Origin of the sequence: uncultured Hymenobacter sp., from assembly GCF_964242765.1 — a bacterium.
In the GTDB taxonomy this organism is placed as follows: Bacteria; Bacteroidota; Bacteroidia; order Cytophagales; family Hymenobacteraceae; genus Hymenobacter.
Genome location: NZ_CAXTBM010000030.1, coordinates 1 through 16,224 on the forward strand (window position 1 = coordinate 1; position 16,224 = coordinate 16,224).

Here is a 16,224-nt window from a genome sequence, read left to right on the forward strand (position 1 = left end):
CGAGGACATTTTGCGGCGCATTTTCAATAATGCTCCCGTTACCAGCATGGGCAACTACCGCCAGACTATGCAGACGCAACAACTAGAGCAGCAGCGGCGCATGGGTTTGGGGCCTTCATTGCAAAGCAACAACCCGCTGCTAAACCCCTTTAGCTGGTTGCAGCTCATCAAGCAGGTGAAGGACGGAGAATTCAAAAAGAAGGAAGGCGAGGATTATTGAAAAATTGCCGTTGCATGCAGAGGCGGTGGGCACAACTAGCCAACTGCCACCGACTTTCTTACAGCAAACTGCATTTTCAAACCCAGAAGCCCTCGATGCTCATGCAGCTGTCGAGGGCTTCTCGCATTTCGGAAGAAGCCCTTCAACAAGAAGAATGGCTTTGTCGCATCGGCTTGCCATAACGGCTGTTAACGTAAACTCATCCATAACCTCAGCGCCGGTTTCGCGGTAAAGGAAGTGTTTGATCTTGTCTACTCGAAATGGATACCAACATACCTGTCACCTCGCAGCCGCGCATTGTTATCGTGGGTTGCGGCTTTGCCGGGCTGCGGCTCGCCAAAGACCTAGCGGATGCTCCCGTGCAAGTGGTGGTCATCGACCGGAATAACTACCACAACTTTCAACCGTTGCTCTACCAGGTAGCCACTGGCGCGCTGGAAGCCGACAGCATTGCCTATCCCATTCGGAAGATTTTTGCGGCTCAGCAAAATTTCTTCTTCCGCATGACGTCGGTGCAGCGTGTCGATACGGCCCGCAACGTTGTGGTGACCAGCATCGGTGAGATTCGCTACGACCACCTCGTGCTGGCTACCGGCTCGCTCACCAACTTCTTTGGCATCGAGAGCATCGAACGAAATGCCATGCAGATTAAGAGCATTCCGAACGCGCTGAACTTGCGTAGCTACCTGTTCCAAAACTTCGAAAAAGCGCTGCTGAAAGAGAACCCCGAAGAGCGGCAAGCCTTGCTCAACGTGGTGATTGTGGGGGGCGGACCAACCGGCGTCGAAATTGCGGGTTCGTTGGCCGAGATGCGCAAAGATGTGCTGCCCAAAGATTACCCGGAACTAGATCTGAAGCAGATGGAAATCTATCTGATGGAGGCAGGCCCCGCGGTGCTAGGCCCGATGTCGAAATTTGCGCAAGATAAAGCCAAGCGCTACCTCGATAGCATGAACATTCATGTGCGCTTGAACACGCCCGTAAAGCGCTTCGAAGATTGCAAGGCCTACATATCCGACACCGAATTCATTCGGACCGAGAACCTGATTTGGGCCGCCGGGGTGAACGGCAACGAAGTGCCAGGATTGCCAACCGATGTTATTGCGCGCAACAAGTGCATCAAGGTGAACCGTTGGAACCGCGTAGAAGGTGAAACCAACGTGTACGCCATCGGCGACGTGGCCAGCATGGTAACCGATGACATGCCCCGCGGTTTCCCGATGCTGGCGCCCGTGGCTATTCAGCAAGCCGAGCAGCTAGCTGCCAACTTCAAGCGTTTGCTACGCGGCGAAGCGCCCGTGGAGTTCAAATATTTAAATAAAGGCAGCATGGCCATTGTGGGCCGCAACCGCGCCGTAGTGGATTTGCCCGGCAACAAGCACTTCAGCGGCTTCCTGGGTTGGCTTACGTGGTTGTTTGTGCACTTAATGACGCTGGTCGGCTTCCGCAATAAAGTCGTGACCTTCATCGACTGGGCTTTCAGCTACGCCAGCTCCGACCGGGCTCTGCGCCTGATTATCCGCCCATATAAGCGCTCTGATTTCAAGGACGACAAAGGCAAAGTCACGGCCGAGCAAAACGCGCAAACCCCGCAGTACAATCCGTCCGTGCCAGCGCCTGATGCACAGGTGGTAGGAAGGTAGCACCAGGTTGTACGTACAAAAAAGCCCCGCACTGCGCTTCAGTTGCGGGGCTTTTTATTTAAGCAAAAGGGCTACTACTTGGTAGTACAGGCCGTGTGACTAACGTTTTCGAGATAAGCAAACGGGCCTGCCTGCGAGCAAATAGCTGTTCTAGGCCCTATAGCAGCCAGTTCAGTATCCGTGGCTTGGCGCACCGTGCAGAAGAAGGTAGCTCCGGCCTGCTGATAAGTAACCGGCACATTAATGGCCTTGATAACATACTCTGTGGCACCCGTGGTAGGATTAACCTGCGTGGTTGATTCCGCAACGGGACGTTCTAAACGCAGAAAGTAGCCCATCCTGCCACTGGCGGCTTGGCAGTCAGGGCCGACGACGTTGGCTTGCAAACAATCGGGCGCTGGCTCCGGCTCCGGGTCTTCGCACTGCCAGGCGCACAAAAGCAGGGTACACAATAAGAAACTACTGATACGGCGGAACATCGTCGTTAAGCTTAAAAAAAGTAGAGCAATCAGCAGGTAGATGCCTCCACCGCCCCAGAAGTTGCAAGCCTGACTTAGTAATTACAGCGCGTACTCGGCCAAGGCCCGGTTTACGTCGCGGATGCTTTGGTCGTCGCGGAAGGTTTTGCTGATAGGATCGGCTTGGCCACGCACCCATATTTTCAGTTCCGATTCGAGGTCGAAGTGGCCAGTGGTTTCCATCGAAAACCGCTCTACGCTGCGGTACGGAACACTGAGGTATTCCACCTTTTTGCCGGTTACGCCCTGCTTGTCCACTAGTATCAGGCGCTTGTTAGTGAATACTAACAGGTCGCGGATAACCGCGTAGGCCTTTTCCACTTGCTCGCCGTTGGCTAGCAAATGCGTCAGCTCTTGCTGAATAGATTGGGCGTCGCTTTCAGAAGCGTTGCCGAGGAGGCCGTCGAGAAGTCCCATGATTATTTATGTGTTTAAGAGAAATTTAACTTAAGCTAACGCAAAAGCCCCAAACCGAACACGATTTGGGGCTTTCCATTTGTTGTTCCGACCGGAGCGAGAAATCCGAGTGTGTTGGTCTACTCATATCACCCAGGTTCCTCTTTCCGGTTGAAATGACTGCCTAGTTGGTCCCACCAGCACCGGCGCCCGTGCTGCCGGGCTTCTGCTCTTTCTGCTGCATCGAGGTCTGCTGCTGCATGGGGTTGGGCTGGCTGCGCTGCTGCTGCTCGAACAACTCGAAGCGTGAGGGCGCGGCTTTTTGGGGCCAGGAGTTGTTACTCAGGTCGATGTCGGCAGTTTCCAGGTACGGGTCCAGCACGAAACTTACCACGGGCTTTTCGGTGATGAACACCTTGGTAACCTCGGCGTTGTTCTTGCGCCAGATTTCGGCCGGAATGTTTACCACTTCCTGTTTGCCGTCTTCATAAGTCATCTGCACGATGACGGGCATCGTGAGGCCGCCTAGGTTTTTCAGGTCAAGTTCGTAGAAATTTAGGCCCGCACTTAGACGTTGTTGCTGCTCGGGCTTGAGGGCTTTAACAAACTGCTGGTAGCGCTGCTTGTCGGCGTCGGTGGTGGCTAGCGGGTCATAGTTGTTGTAGAAGTCCTTCAGGTCGGGCTTCTCGTCTACCAAAGTTTTCTTGATGTCTTGGAGGTTGCGCTGCTGCGAGAGAGTTTGGGGCGCAGCGTTGAGCTGTTGGCGCTTGACGGTGTTTTCCAACTCCGGATTTTTGGAGTCTATCTTGTACCACTTCACAGTTTCCAAGGCTAGGTCGGTGTGCTCGGTGGTGTAGAACCAGCCGCGCCAGAACCAGTCGAGGTCGGTGCCGGAGGCGTCTTCCATGGTGCGGAAGAAGTCGGCGGGCTCGGGGTGCTTGTAGGCCCAGCGGCGCGCGTATTCCTTGAACGCGTAGTCGAAGAGCTGGCGGCCCATGATGGTTTCGCGCAGAATGTTGAGGCCGGTAGCGGGCTTGGCGTAAGCATTAGGCCCAAATTGCAGCACCGATTCCGAGTTGGTCATAATCGGGGTTTGCAGGTTTTTGCCGGTGCGCATGTAATCCACAATGTTCTTGGGTTCGCCGCGGCGCGAAGGGTAGTTTCGCTCCCATTCCTGCTCGGTGAGAAACTGCACAAACGTGTTCAACCCTTCGTCCATCCAAGTCCACTGCCGCTCGTCGGAGTTGACAATCATCGGGAAGAAGTTGTGGCCCACCTCGTGAATAATCACCGAAATCATGCCGTATTTCCGGTCGGCGGTGTAGGTGCCATCCTTCTCGGGGCGGCCACCGTTGAAGCAGATCATCGGGTACTCCATGCCACCCACCGGTCCGTGCACCGAAATAGCCACTGGGTAGGCGTACGGAATCGTGAATTTCGAGTAGGTTTTGATGGTGTGCGCCACTACCTCCGTCGAATACTTGCCCCACAGCGGGTTGCCTTCCTTGGGATAATAGCTCATGCATAGCACTGGCACGCCGTTCTGCTTGATGCCCATGGCATCCCAGATAAACTTCCGCGACGAAGCCCAGGCGAAGTCACGCACGTTTTTGGCGCTGTAAGTCCAGGTTTTGGTGCCCTTAGCGCGCTTCTGCTCGGCTTGCTCGGCCTCTTGCGGCGTCACAATTAATACCGGCTTTTTAGAAGTCACGGCTTGCGTCATGCGCTGCCGCTGCGTTGAACTCAGTACTTCAGAAGCGTTTTGCAGCGTGCCCGTTGCGCCCACTACGTGGTCGGCAGGAGCGGTAATGCTTACCCGATAATCGCCGAAGGGCAGCGCAAATTCGCCGTTGCCAAGGAACTGCTTGTGCTGCCAACCCTGGTTGTCGGAGTAAACGGCCATGCGTGGGTAGAACTGCGCTATTTCGTAGAGGTAGTTTTTATCCTCGGGGAAATATTCGTAGCCGCTACGCTGGGTGATTTTCGTTTGGTCGTTGATGTTGTAGCTCCACGCCAAACTGAACGTAACGGCCTGCTTGGGCCGTAGCGGCGTGGGTAAATCCACGCGCATCATGGTGTGGTTGATAACGTAAGGCAGTGCCTTGCCGCCTTTCAGTTCCACTTTAGAAATCTTGAAGCCACCGTCAAACTCGCTGCGCTGCAAGTACTCCAAGGCTTGGAACGGCATTCGGTCCTGAATCCGGCCGACCTGCGTAGCCGTGGTGATGGACGTTTTGTCCATGATGTTCTGGTCGAGCTGCACCCAAAGGTAGGTCAGCACATCGGGCGAGAGGTTGGTATAGGTGATGTCCTCGGAACCCGTAATAGCCTGCTTCTCATCGTCGAGCTTAACGCGGATGTTGTAGTCGGCCCGCTGCTGCCAGTAGTCGGTGCCGGGCGCGCCGGAAGCCGTGCGGTACGAGTTGGGGGTGGGCAGCTCGGTGCCGAGCTGAGCAAATTTATCGGTGCCGGAGTTAGTGGTCTGAGCCAGCGCTGGCCCCGCCAGCAGCATAGCCAGACTGGCGGCCGGTAGTAAGGTTTTCATCATAAGGAAGGGCAAAGAAGCGAAAAGCCGAAGAAGTAAATTTACAAGAAATCTGCCTAAAATACTGGATTAATGATTTATCGAGCAGGTGACTTTTCGATTTAGCTACGTAATTCGCGCTAACAGAACAGCAAGACTATCAGTTCATTGCTACTCTCTTCCCCTATTTTATAAGTTGTTCAGCAAAAGTATCATGGCAATACCAGTGGCAGCACCGGTCACGAGCAGCAGCCAGTCGCGGCGGGCAACACCGAGGACGCGCAGCAGAACAAAGCCCAGCAGCAGGATAATGCCAACAATAAGCAGTTGGCCCAACTCCACGCCTACATTGAAAGCTAACAGCTCTAACAGTGGTCGGCTCTGCCGGCCAAGCAATTCGCGCAGATAACTGGAAAAGCCTAAGCCGTGAATCAGCCCAAACAAGGCCGCTAGCAAATTAGGCCACGCGAGCAGCACGGGTTCCGGCCGGCGGCGGGTGGGCAGCCGCTCGCCAGTTCGTCCCATTTCTGTTGTATTTAGCAGACAAGTGAGCAGAATAGTCACCGGAATCAGTGTTTCAATCAGCTTGGCGTTGTACTGCAAGAAGCCCATGGTGGCCAGCGCCAGCGTGAGCGAGTGGCCAACTGTGAAGCTGGTAACCAGCGCCACCACTCGCCGCCAGTCGCGCAACACGTATGGCGCGCATAAAGCCAGCAGAAACACGATGTGGTCGTGGGCCCGCAGGTTGAAGATGTGGTAGAAGCCGAGCTGGAGGTAGGTTTGAAATACCGACATGGCGCAAATCTACGCAAGCCAGCTAAGGTTCACTGCGGTTGAGTTGTGGTAGTCTTGGCAGTGGGCTCTACTACTGAAAGCAGCCAAGGCCCTGCAGTACTACCTGCGAGGCCTTGGCTGCTTTCAGCAACAGAGCCGCCGCTACTGCTTTATGATGCGACGCACATCTGAACCACCTTCCGTACGAGCGCGCAGCAGGTACACGCCTGCCGGTAGTTGGTTGAGGGGTAGCGTTGTGCGCTGAATTCCGGCTCTACCCGGCACATCTACGCGCAGCACCTGCCGGCCCACGGCATTATAAACGCATAGTTCAGTGGCTTTGGAATAGCCGCTTAGCTCCACTTCCAAACGGCTCATTGCCGGGTTCGGAAACACGCTTAAGCTGCTGCCAGCCAAAGGCTTCGCGTTAGTGCTAAGTACCGTGGTGTTTTCTCCTTTCACCATTACGTTTTTCAGCAGGGCATACCGACCGGCACTGGTACTGCAGCAACTGAAGTAGAGCCGGATGGTGAGGGTCTGGCCCGCTAGCAGGCTAACACCGGTTGCGTTGTTGAGGGTTAGGCGGTAAGTGAGCGTGGGGCCACCGGTTTGGTTGGCCAACAGAATAGGGGTTAGGAAGGCCCCGTTGGCCGTACTCGGCAACCCACCGGTGGGGCCAGTGCCGCCCGTTGCATCGGCAGAATCGGTGGTGAAGTTGCTGCGCGAGTACGCCACGGCCAGCTTGGTATTGCTGGATGTATTGTAGAAGGCCGAAGTCAGGAGCAGCGAGTCGAGGCGCACCGTGGCGTTGGCAGCGGCCGTCACCGTGAATTGCTCATAGACGCGGCGACTAAGGTTGCCGCCGGGCCCGCCAACCGTTGTGGCCCAAGAGCCGTCGCCGTTGGGGGTGGCTCCAAAAGCCTGCCCGAACGTGTTGGAGTACGCCCGAATAGCCGGGACGGTGGTACCGTTGGAAACCGTCAAGCCCCGGAGGGTAGGGGAGCTAGCCACTACCGCCCTCGAACGCACCGCGCTGCTATCGGCGCTATTCGCCTTCAGCGGCCACCATTGCAGCGGCCCCGACACGGGAGCGGCAGTATTTACTTTGGTGCCGCCTACGGGCACGCTCACGGCGTTGGCTCCGGTACTGACGTGCGCAATGTCGCCGGAGTAGCTGCCTGCCGCCGTTGCATTCAGCCGTACACTAATTGAATTAGCCAGCGTATTGCTGGTGGGCACGAGTACCAGCGGGGCGGCCGCGGTAGCCCAACTAAGGCCGCCGTTAGCCGATACTTCAAAGCCTGCCGGGGGTGTAATGGTTACGTTGGCCGTGAGGTTGGTGCCCGCCAGCAAGTAGGTTTGCACGCCTGAGGCACCGGTTTGGAATTGGGCAAACGCACCTAATGTACCCGTGGCGGTAAGGGTTGGCGCGCTGGACACTTGAATGGTTTCGGTGGTGTGCGTTGCCAAGCCGGCTTTCGAAGCCCGCAGGTAATAATAGTAGATGCTGCCAGCCGGTGGCACAGCGTCGGGCAACTGAAAGTTGTAGAGCGAGTCGGTGAGTGCGGTTACTTCGCCCACCTTGCCGAAGGTGGCATTGTCGGAAGACCGAAACAGCTCGTACTTTATCTGGCTCATGGCCCAGCTGATGTTCCAACTCAGCGTGGAAGGCGTGGAGGCATTGCCTTTGGTTGCTCGAAAGTTTGAGACGGCAATTTCGGGCGCATAGCTCCCGCAAAAGCCCGCTGCCGTGGCACACGGATTCCAGGTGCCGCCAAACGCGCTAGTCACCGTGTAAGCGGCCGTATCCGCGGCTACCAACTGCCGCGACCAACTGACGCGCTGCCTCACGGGCACCAAGTTGCCGCTAAATGTCCTGCTCTCGTACTCGGCGTAGGTGATGAGGCTGGTATTGGTGCCCGCATCCCAAACAGCCCAACCGGTCGGCTGAATCAGGCCCGCGCCCAGGGTCGTTTTCATAAACACCACTTTGTTGTGCGTGGGCACGGCAAAACCAGTGGAATTCTGCCAAGGGCGGCCCAGCACATATTGCGTCCCGCCGGTGTTGGCCGGCAGCGTGCAGTTGCGAAACACATAGCCATACGGCTGGCCCGGTGGGGTATTGGCCGCCGTGATGTACGACGAGCCATTGCTGGTGCGCGTCTTGGCGTAGATCACGCAGCGGTCGAACACGGCTACCGAGCTGCCAAAGATGAAATCCACGTTGCCGTCGATGTAGCAGTCGCGAAAGTAGTGCCTTGGGGTGCCGTTGCCTTTGGTGTAGAGCGTATCTTGGTTGCCCAGGAAGCGGCAGTTTTTGAACGCGGCCCGGTCGGCGTTTAGCAGCACCGCTACAGCCTGCGAGCCATCCCCGAACGAGTTTTCAAACGTGATATTCAGCGCCGAAAAGTCGTCGGCATTCACCGAAAAGCTGGCGGAGTTTTGGGTGCCCAGCGTGCCACCACCGGGCGCCGGAGTGCTGGCGCCATCCTCATAAGTGAGAATGGTGTTGGCCACGCTTTCGCCTACAAGTTGCAGAAAGGGCTTGTTGGCCGGAATCGTGATTTTCTCTTTATAACGGCCATTTTCAATGAAGATGGTAAATACAGTAGTGCGGCTGGTAGGGGCCGCATCAATAGCGGCTTGCACGGTGGTGTAATCACCGGTACCATCCTTGGCCACCGTGAAATCGTAGCCAAAGGCGCGCGGCCCCAAAGCGGCGCAAAATACAAGTAGACAGAGCGTTAGCAGTGTTCGGCAAGCCGGCCCGCCACGCCGAAAGCATGTACAAGTTGAAGTCATAGCGTGGTAGGAAATTTTGGTGAGACTGTATAAAGTAGTGGTTACAAACTACACACTATTGGGTTGAGGCCAACTTTAATTTGCGCAGTCGTTGCCATAGCCGTTGTCGCTAACTACGAACGTGCAGAAAGGTGCGAGATAACTTCTTTCCGCATAACATAATAAGAACTGAAAGCAGAAGCCCCATTAGCAATCAGCTAATGGGGCTTCTTTATTGTAAGCTACGCAAACCAGTCCGTACGACGGTGTGCTAGGCTTTCAGGGGTATCTAGCTTTCTGAGAAGGTAATAGCTTAGAAACGGGCTTTAACAATCTCGAAGAACGGGGAGGTGCTTTGGTAAGGATATAGCACGTAGGCATCCGTTAGGCCCCGACGCGTGATAGTGGTAGGGCTAACCGGGCCGGTAGCAAAGGTGCCCGTAGTGGTAGAGCTAGCCCACCCATTGGTGCTGGACAAGCGGAACACGGTAGTTTGGCCCCCCGATACAACCAGCAGCGTTTGCGCATTCTGTAGCAACAACCCGTCGGCACCTGTCAAATTCTGATTGGTAGTCACTCGGGTGAAGCTGCTTGGGTTGTTGAGAGGCACCTTGAACAAGGTACCGTCATTGGATTTAGCCGTCAGCAGGTAACCGCCGGGGTGAAACACGATGCCGTTCAGCCCGAAGCCCGTGCCGCCACTCAACTGCTGATCTTCCAGAAACACAGAGGCATTTCCCTGCGGATCTACCTTGTAGATGATAGGCGAAGAACTGTCGGTCACGTAGGCATTGCCCTGAAGGTCGACCGCAATATCGTTGGCAAAGTGGTTTTGGTTTGGGCGCAACGCCCCCAAGTTTACGTATCGAAGCAGACTGCCATTGTTGGAGTTGAAAACCGCCAAGGCCGCCAAACGGCGCAGTGTGGCGGGCGTTGAGCGGGTGGTGTTGGCGCCGTTGTCGGAAACGGCGGCGAACAAGCGGCTGCGGCTTACGTCGAGGTTCAGGCCGATAGTGGAAATCAGCCGCGCATCGTCCGCAAATACAGTGTAGGTGCTGTCGTCTTTCACCGTGCCGATGCGTCCGCGGGTCCGGGAACTAACCAGGAAGCGGCGGTTTAGCTCGTCATACTGAATTCCTTCGGGCGACACCCCGGGTTGGGCCACGGTAATTCTGGTGGGCGCAACTGGAAACGAGATGTTGCCGTCATCATCTACGCAACCAGGCAGCAATCCAGCAATACCTACTGCCACTATTGCTAGGCGAATGATGCGCGGTAAAGCAAACCGGTTTGTTTGATTAGAAGAGAACGAGTGGGACATAGAGAAGGGGGTTAAGGAGCAACAATTCAGTCAAGTACCTACTACGCACACCAGCAGGAAATAACCAAGTAGAAATGGCATTATCTGCGGGTAAGATAGCACTCTTGAACTTGGAACCTGTGAATAAGTTCATGCTCTGTCCAGCGCCTGATTAGGCCCGTAGTGTAGTAGTTACTTGCTGTTAGCGTTCCTAAAAGCTTCTATTGACAACCTAACTCCGTTTCTCAACCTACTGTTTAGCTTGATTTTAACAATATCTTACACGGAATAAGTACTATGTACAAGTAATTAAGACAACTAAACCAACTTAGGTAAGCTCGACTATACGCAGTACGTTTAATCGAAGTACTATCTATATAGGGGTTTCTAGATTCGGGGGTTAGCAGGTATATTGCTGCCATTTTGTTGCTGTCATTCTATCAATTAACAACTAGCTTATGCTATTGCGCATACTTTGTGTTATTTCTATGTTGGCCGTAAGCACTGCCACTGTAAGCGCGCAAGCTCTGCCTGTTGCCGTGGCTTCTGCTGTCCCGGCGGCTGTTCCAGTGCCAGCTACAGCCATTTCCCTGACCCGCGCCGACACTGCCCGGGCCGTGCATGAGCTGTTTCGAAGCCGGCGCGGGGGTGGCATCGGTTGGTTTGCACTGGGAACGGCTGGCATGCTGGCCTCCATTTTGCCGGCCTAGCAGTCTACTAGTGCCGGGGTGTGGACGCCCGGCGTGGTAGCCGGCTCCGCGTTTGTTGGCCTTGGGCTAAACAAAGGCATTCAGTTCCGCCGAAGCCGCGAGCGGCGCTTACTGCGCGAGTTGGCTGCCACCGGCCACTTGCCAACCAGCATCAGCCGGCGTTTGAAGGGTAACTTCATGCCCTTGCACGGCACTGCTTCCGAAGACAACCCACTATTAGCGAAAGGAGTGGCTCCTGGTGGTCTTACGCCCATCATCCCAGCTGCCACCCCCGCTCAGGTGCTAGCCGATGCCCAGCAGGATACGCTCGATGCCGTGCAGGGATTCTTCAATGCCAAGCGCCTTGGTGGGCAGTTGCCCATTCTGGTGGCGTTGCCGGGGCTGCGCCTCATGACCGGTTCCAACGCTAGCAGTAGCTCTGGCTCCCCTTATGTACAGTCCCAAAACAGCGAGCCATCTGGGGGCCAAGTGGCTGCGGGCCTGTTGCTCGGGGTGGCTGGGGTCACGTACATGTTCGTGCACAACGCTCCTTATTCCGACGCCAAGTTTGCCGAGCTGCGCGCTAGCTACTTGGCTGGCGCGCCACTGCCCCCAGCCATCCGAACCCGGCTAAAGGAAAAGCATGTTGCTTTGGGGCGTACTTACCGCGCAAGAATGGAGCGCAAAGCCGCTCGTCGCCGTCGTTAGCCCGGTCCCTTATTCGCTTAGGCAACGATACGGTAGCGCAAAGAGAAAACCCCGCTGGCACTATGTCAGCGGGACTTTTTTATTATAGGAGTATAGGAGCAGCTACTATGGCAAGCATTTACTCTTGTCCAAGTTGTTTGTCTTCCTGAGTATTCTTTTCGTCTACCTGCTCGGTTTTGGGGTCTGTATCAATGAACCGCTCCCGCTTCTGATGGATAGGAGCGGCGCCTGTGAGTCCGACTCCCGCCGCAGCCAATAGCAGCATAGCCACCAAGCCGACCATGCGGCAAAACCGTTTAAAGCTTTCCATAACCGAGCTAAAAAAGAAAAAGCCCCGCCAGGGTGGGATGGCGAGGCTTTTAGGTTTAGAATACTCTAGGTGAACGAGCGGCCAGACTACACGCCGGGAATTTCCACGTCCACGTTCAGGAACCGGATCTGGCCGTCTTCTAGCACGGCTTCCACTACGGCGTCCTTGCTCACACGGCCCGACAGAATGTCTTTCGACAACTCGTTCAGCACCAAGCGCTGCAACACACGCTTCAGCGGACGAGCACCGAACTGCGGGTCGAAGCCTTGCTCGCCGAGGAAGTCGAGGACTTCGTCGGTGGCTTCCAGACGGATGCCAGCTTCTTCCAAGCGCTGCTGAATCTGACGGAACTGGATGTCCACGATGCGGCGGATTTCGCGGCGCTTCAGCGGCTGGAACATCACAATCTCGTCGATGCGGTTCAGGAACTCGGGGCGCATGTGCTGGCGCAGGCGCTCCACTACTTCCTCGCGGGTGCGGTCCACCACTTCGTCGTGGTTGTACTCGTTCAGCTCTTTGAAATTGCGCTGGATGATGTCGGCACCCGTGTTGGAGGTCATGATGATGATAGTGTTCTTGAAGTTCGCCACCCGGCCTTTGTTGTCGGTAAGGCGGCCATCATCGAGCACTTGCAGCAAGATGTTAAACACGTCGGGGTGCGCCTTCTCGATTTCGTCGAGCAGAATCACCGAGTACGGCTTGCGGCGCACGGCCTCGGTTAGCTGCCCACCTTCGTCGTAGCCCACGTAGCCCGGAGGCGCCCCAATGAGGCGCGATACGGCGTGGCGCTCCTGGTACTCGCTCATGTCGATGCGAACCATGCTGTTCTCATCGTTGAACAGGTATTCGGCCAGAGCCTTCGCCAGCTCGGTTTTACCTACGCCGGTCGTACCCAAGAAGATAAACGAACCGATGGGGCGCTTGGGGTCCTGCAAGCCAGCGCGCGAACGGCGCACGGCATCGGAAATAGCCCCAATGGCTTCCGTCTGGCCAGCTACGCGCTTGCCTAGCTCTTGCTCCAGGTTCAGCAGCTTCTCGCGGTCCGACTGCAACATCTTGCTCACCGGAATACCGGTCCACTTGGCTACTACCTCGGCAATGTCTTCGTGGGTTACCACTTCTTGCAGCATCGAGCCGCCGTCTTTATTAGCGTTGGCTTCGTCTTGCAAGGTTTTCAGCTTGTTTTCAGCTTCCGTAATCTTGCCGTAGCGCAATTCGGCCACGCGGCCGTAGTCGCCCTGGCGTTCAGCCTGGTCAGCTTCCAGCTTGTAGCGCTCGATGTTCTCTTTCTCGGTCTGAATGCTGGTGAGGGCCGATTTCTCGTTTTCCCACTGCGCTTTCAAGGTGTCGCGCTTGGCAGTCAGCTCGCTGAGGTCTTTGGTGAGGACGTTTTCCCGGTCGTGGTTTTCCTCGCGGCGGATAGCTTCGCGCTCGATTTCCAGTTGCATGATGCGGCGCTGCACCTCGTCGAGCTCCACGGGCATGGAGTTCAACTCGATACGCAGCTTAGCGGCAGCCTCGTCCATCAAGTCAATAGCCTTGTCGGGCAAGAACCGGTCGGTGATGTAGCGCGAGCTAAGTTCTACGGCAGCAATTACGGCGTCGTCGGTGATGCGTACGCCGTGGTGCAGTTCGTACTTCTCCTTGATGCCGCGCATGATACTGATAGCGTCCTCGATGGTCGGCTCATCTACCATCACGGCCTGGAAACGACGCTCCAATGCCTTGTCCTTCTCGATATACTTCTGGTACTCCTTGAGGGTAGTGGCCCCGATGGAGTGCAGCTCACCGCGAGCCAAGGCTGGCTTGAGCAGGTTGGCGGCGTCCATGGCGCCCTCGCCGCCCGCACCAGCGCCAATCAGCGTGTGCATCTCGTCGATGAACAGGATGATCTGGCCTTCCGAGTCGGTGACTTCTTTGATGACGGACTTGAGGCGCTCCTCAAACTCGCCCTTGTACTTGGCGCCGGCAATGAGCAAGCCCATGTCCAGCGACATGATGATCTTGTCCTTCAGGTTTTCGGGCACGTCGCCGGCCACGATGCGTTGGGCCAAGCCCTCTACAATAGCGGTTTTACCAACGCCCGGCTCACCGAGCAGGACAGGGTTGTTCTTGGTACGGCGGCTCAGAATCTGGAGTACGCGGCGAATTTCCTCGTCGCGGCCAATTACCGGGTCCATCTTACCGATGCGCACCTGCTCGTTGAGGTTGCGGGCGTAGCGGTTGAGGCTCTGGTATTGGTCTTCGGCGGTCTGGCTGGTCACCTTGCGGCCCCCGCGCAGCTCCTTGATGGCCGCTTTCAGATCTTTCTCGTTGAAGCCAGCGTCCTTCATCAGGGTAGCCACGGCGTCTTTGCCGCCCAGCAACCCCAGTAGCAGGTGTTCCACCGACACATATTCATCGTCAAACTCCTTCAGGAAACCGGTAGCGCGCTGCAGAGCGGCGGCCGCTTCGTTGGAGAGGTACGGCGAACCGCCGCTTACTTTCGGATAGCCGGCTACAATAGTATCGAGGCGGGGCGTGAGGATGTTCAGGTTCACACCCAGCTTCTTGGCCAGAAACGACAGTACGTTCTCGTCGCTCTGGAAGAGGCCCTTCAGCAGGTGGCCCGTTTCGATGGCCTGCTGCTGGTTGCCCCCGGCAATTTCAGTGGCCTTCTGCACGGCCTCCTGTGCCTTGATGGTATAGTTATTAAAGTTCATGGCTGCTAAGACTAGTTAGGTGCTTCGGGTTAGGAAGTTCTACGAGTGCCTAGCAAATGGGGTGCAGAAGAAGTTTTGCTGACGTTTTGGCTTATTTATAAGGTTTTTGAACCAGAAATAATGACAAATTATCATATTGTTGCATTGGCTACATTAAATATTGCCGAGGAAGTCGTCTATTCCAATATTTGTAAATCGATCTATTTCTGTTAACGCTCTTATTGCTTCTGTTTCGTCAATTCCAATTTTGATTCTGTCATTGCTAGCTAATAAAACATTTATCTTTTCAAAGTTGGTATGAGAATTTAAAATATCGTTTGGGTTTTCCACTATGAATTTAGGCTCATTATCACGAATGAAATCGTTAGGGCTAATTTCACCAAAGCTCCTCGCTTGTTTCTTCTGAATTTTAGTATTTATGCTAATGACGAGTGGATTTTGCTTCCTGTACAGAATTTCTATAATAGCTACCCACTTGCTATTGATTGCTATCAGACCACTTCCCAAAGGATAAATTGTAGAACTTCCTATTCTTTCTCCATCTAATATAAGTGACTCATGTTCAATATATTGCCTCATAGTATTATGCGCTTTTCCAGGTTCAGATTTGATGTTGTCACCGGCTAGTTTGGTAACAGCTTTATCTGAAAATAATAGATATCTCCTGTTGAAGCAGATGGATTTGCGTACCTGTAAATCGACTTTATCTATGCCGGAATACTTTGCAGAATATCCGAAATTATTTGTGTAATCTATAAAATCATTAATCAAGTTTTTTGTTATTGCTCTATTGAAAGTTGTGATATCTAAGTCGTAGTAGAGTTCTAATATATTAACGAATCTTTGTTGCTCTTTACTGTTGACGAACTTGTTTAGGTACATATCAGCTTCTCCTTTAGCGTCTGAAGAAACAAAAAGAGCCGCAAAATATTCTTGAAAAGATTTATGACTCCAACGGTAATATAGTCCATCTACTACAAATAAGGGGACGCTGCCTATTAAGTCTTTAACAAAATCCGATTCCGAAAAAGAAAGTCCCAAGCACTTGTTTCTTGCTTCATTTACGTGATTTAGTAATTCATCTAAAGAATATTTTACTTTGCCTAACCCAATAGTTTTTATTGCAAGTACACGTAATACTCTTGAAAATTCATCAATATTTAATTTTGATTTTTTGTCTCTAATAAAAGAGCCCCCTTTGGATAAATCGTGATTTTCGAATAGGGCTTCATATACCTGTCTGTAAAACATGTCTATTCGCATTGGCAATGTAGGCTTGAAGTCATAAGCCTTGTAAAGCAATGAAACGAGTAATGGATTTGATAAAAAGCTTTTTAGATTAGCATTGTGGTGCTCTTCTTTGAGCTTTTCAATAAGTAAATCAGCTGTTTCTCCTGAAGCACTGCTATTGCCTATAGTGTCTAGTTTTGTTAGTAGGGCAAATGCTTCATGTTGACGAAGAGGACTTATTTCATGCCTTTGAAAATCTGCAAATGAAGCTAACGCGCCATCTTGACGCGAGGTTAGGAAGAATTTGTTTTTTGATGCCTTTGCAATAAAGTCTTGTAAATGTTGAGTGGCGTACTTCCTTTCCTTCAAGGGGATTTCGTCAAACCCATCAAAAAAGAAAATAAAATTTCCTCTAGCAATTAATTTGAG

The 16,224-nt window shown here is 54.0% G+C and carries 12 protein-coding genes and 1 pseudogene; 4 read left to right on the plus strand and 9 right to left on the minus strand.

Annotated features, from left to right (window positions below; genetic code table 11):
- Together ACFE7X_RS13740 and ACFE7X_RS13745 are read left to right on the plus strand one after the other, a co-directional pair.
- Positions 1-220 (plus strand): annotated as a pseudogene (locus ACFE7X_RS13740) (hypothetical protein); the annotation flags it as partial.
- A gap of 260 nt (positions 221-480) precedes the next feature.
- Entirely contained in the window at positions 481-1,863 is a 1,383-nt protein-coding gene (locus ACFE7X_RS13745; protein ID WP_375436246.1) for an NAD(P)/FAD-dependent oxidoreductase, read from the plus strand.
- 74 nt (positions 1,864-1,937) lie between these two features.
- Here ACFE7X_RS13745 and ACFE7X_RS13750 read toward each other — a convergent pair whose 3' ends face one another.
- The 6 genes from ACFE7X_RS13750 to ACFE7X_RS13775 all read right to left on the minus strand — a co-directional run bounded on the left by ACFE7X_RS13750 (position 1,938) and on the right by ACFE7X_RS13775 (position 10,177).
- Positions 1,938-2,342: a hypothetical protein gene (locus ACFE7X_RS13750; protein WP_375436247.1), complete on the minus strand. Its 405-nt coding sequence runs from the start codon at positions 2,340-2,342 to the stop codon at positions 1,938-1,940.
- Positions 2,343-2,423: 81 nt separating this feature from the next.
- A complete protein-coding gene (locus ACFE7X_RS13755; protein ID WP_375436248.1) occupies positions 2,424-2,798 on the minus strand; it encodes a PH domain-containing protein in 375 nt (124 codons plus the stop codon).
- A gap of 163 nt (positions 2,799-2,961) precedes the next feature.
- Positions 2,962-5,322 carry a M1 family metallopeptidase gene (locus tag ACFE7X_RS13760; protein WP_375436306.1) on the minus strand — a complete coding sequence of 787 codons (2,361 nt, stop codon included), beginning with the start codon at positions 5,320-5,322 and terminating at the stop codon, positions 2,962-2,964.
- 168 nt (positions 5,323-5,490) lie between these two features.
- Positions 5,491-6,096, minus strand: coding sequence for a HupE/UreJ family protein (locus ACFE7X_RS13765; protein WP_375436249.1), 606 nt, complete (start codon positions 6,094-6,096; stop codon positions 5,491-5,493).
- A 141-nt stretch (positions 6,097-6,237) separates the two neighbouring features.
- A complete protein-coding gene (locus ACFE7X_RS13770; RefSeq protein ID WP_375436250.1) occupies positions 6,238-8,790 on the minus strand; it encodes a pectinesterase family protein in 2,553 nt (850 codons plus the stop codon).
- A 379-nt stretch (positions 8,791-9,169) separates the two neighbouring features.
- Positions 9,170-10,177 carry a gluconolaconase gene (locus ACFE7X_RS13775; RefSeq protein WP_375436251.1) on the minus strand — a complete coding sequence of 336 codons (1,008 nt, stop codon included), beginning with the start codon at positions 10,175-10,177 and terminating at the stop codon, positions 9,170-9,172.
- A 467-nt stretch (positions 10,178-10,644) separates the two neighbouring features.
- On the opposite strand from ACFE7X_RS13775, the gene ACFE7X_RS13780 reads away from it, so the two are divergent.
- Both ACFE7X_RS13780 and ACFE7X_RS13785 read left to right on the plus strand, forming a co-directional pair.
- Complete coding sequence (locus ACFE7X_RS13780) at positions 10,645-10,866, plus strand: hypothetical protein (RefSeq protein WP_375436252.1); 222 nt, start codon at positions 10,645-10,647, stop codon at positions 10,864-10,866.
- Positions 10,867-10,884: 18 nt separating this feature from the next.
- Positions 10,885-11,553: a hypothetical protein gene (locus tag ACFE7X_RS13785; protein ID WP_375436253.1), complete on the plus strand. Its 669-nt coding sequence runs from the start codon at positions 10,885-10,887 to the stop codon at positions 11,551-11,553.
- Positions 11,554-11,671: 118 nt separating this feature from the next.
- Here ACFE7X_RS13785 and ACFE7X_RS13790 read toward each other — a convergent pair whose 3' ends face one another.
- The 3 genes from ACFE7X_RS13790 to ACFE7X_RS13800 all read right to left on the minus strand — a co-directional run bounded on the left by ACFE7X_RS13790 (position 11,672) and on the right by ACFE7X_RS13800 (position 16,164).
- On the minus strand, positions 11,672-11,863 hold the full coding sequence (locus ACFE7X_RS13790; protein WP_375436254.1) for a hypothetical protein: 192 nt from the start codon (positions 11,861-11,863) through the stop codon (positions 11,672-11,674).
- 86 nt (positions 11,864-11,949) lie between these two features.
- Positions 11,950-14,565, minus strand: coding sequence for an ATP-dependent chaperone ClpB (gene clpB / locus ACFE7X_RS13795; RefSeq protein ID WP_375436255.1), 2,616 nt, complete (start codon positions 14,563-14,565; stop codon positions 11,950-11,952).
- 153 nt (positions 14,566-14,718) lie between these two features.
- Positions 14,719-16,164, minus strand: coding sequence for an NACHT domain-containing protein (locus tag ACFE7X_RS13800; RefSeq protein WP_375436256.1), 1,446 nt, complete (start codon positions 16,162-16,164; stop codon positions 14,719-14,721).
- Positions 16,165-16,224: the final 60 nt, after the last annotated feature.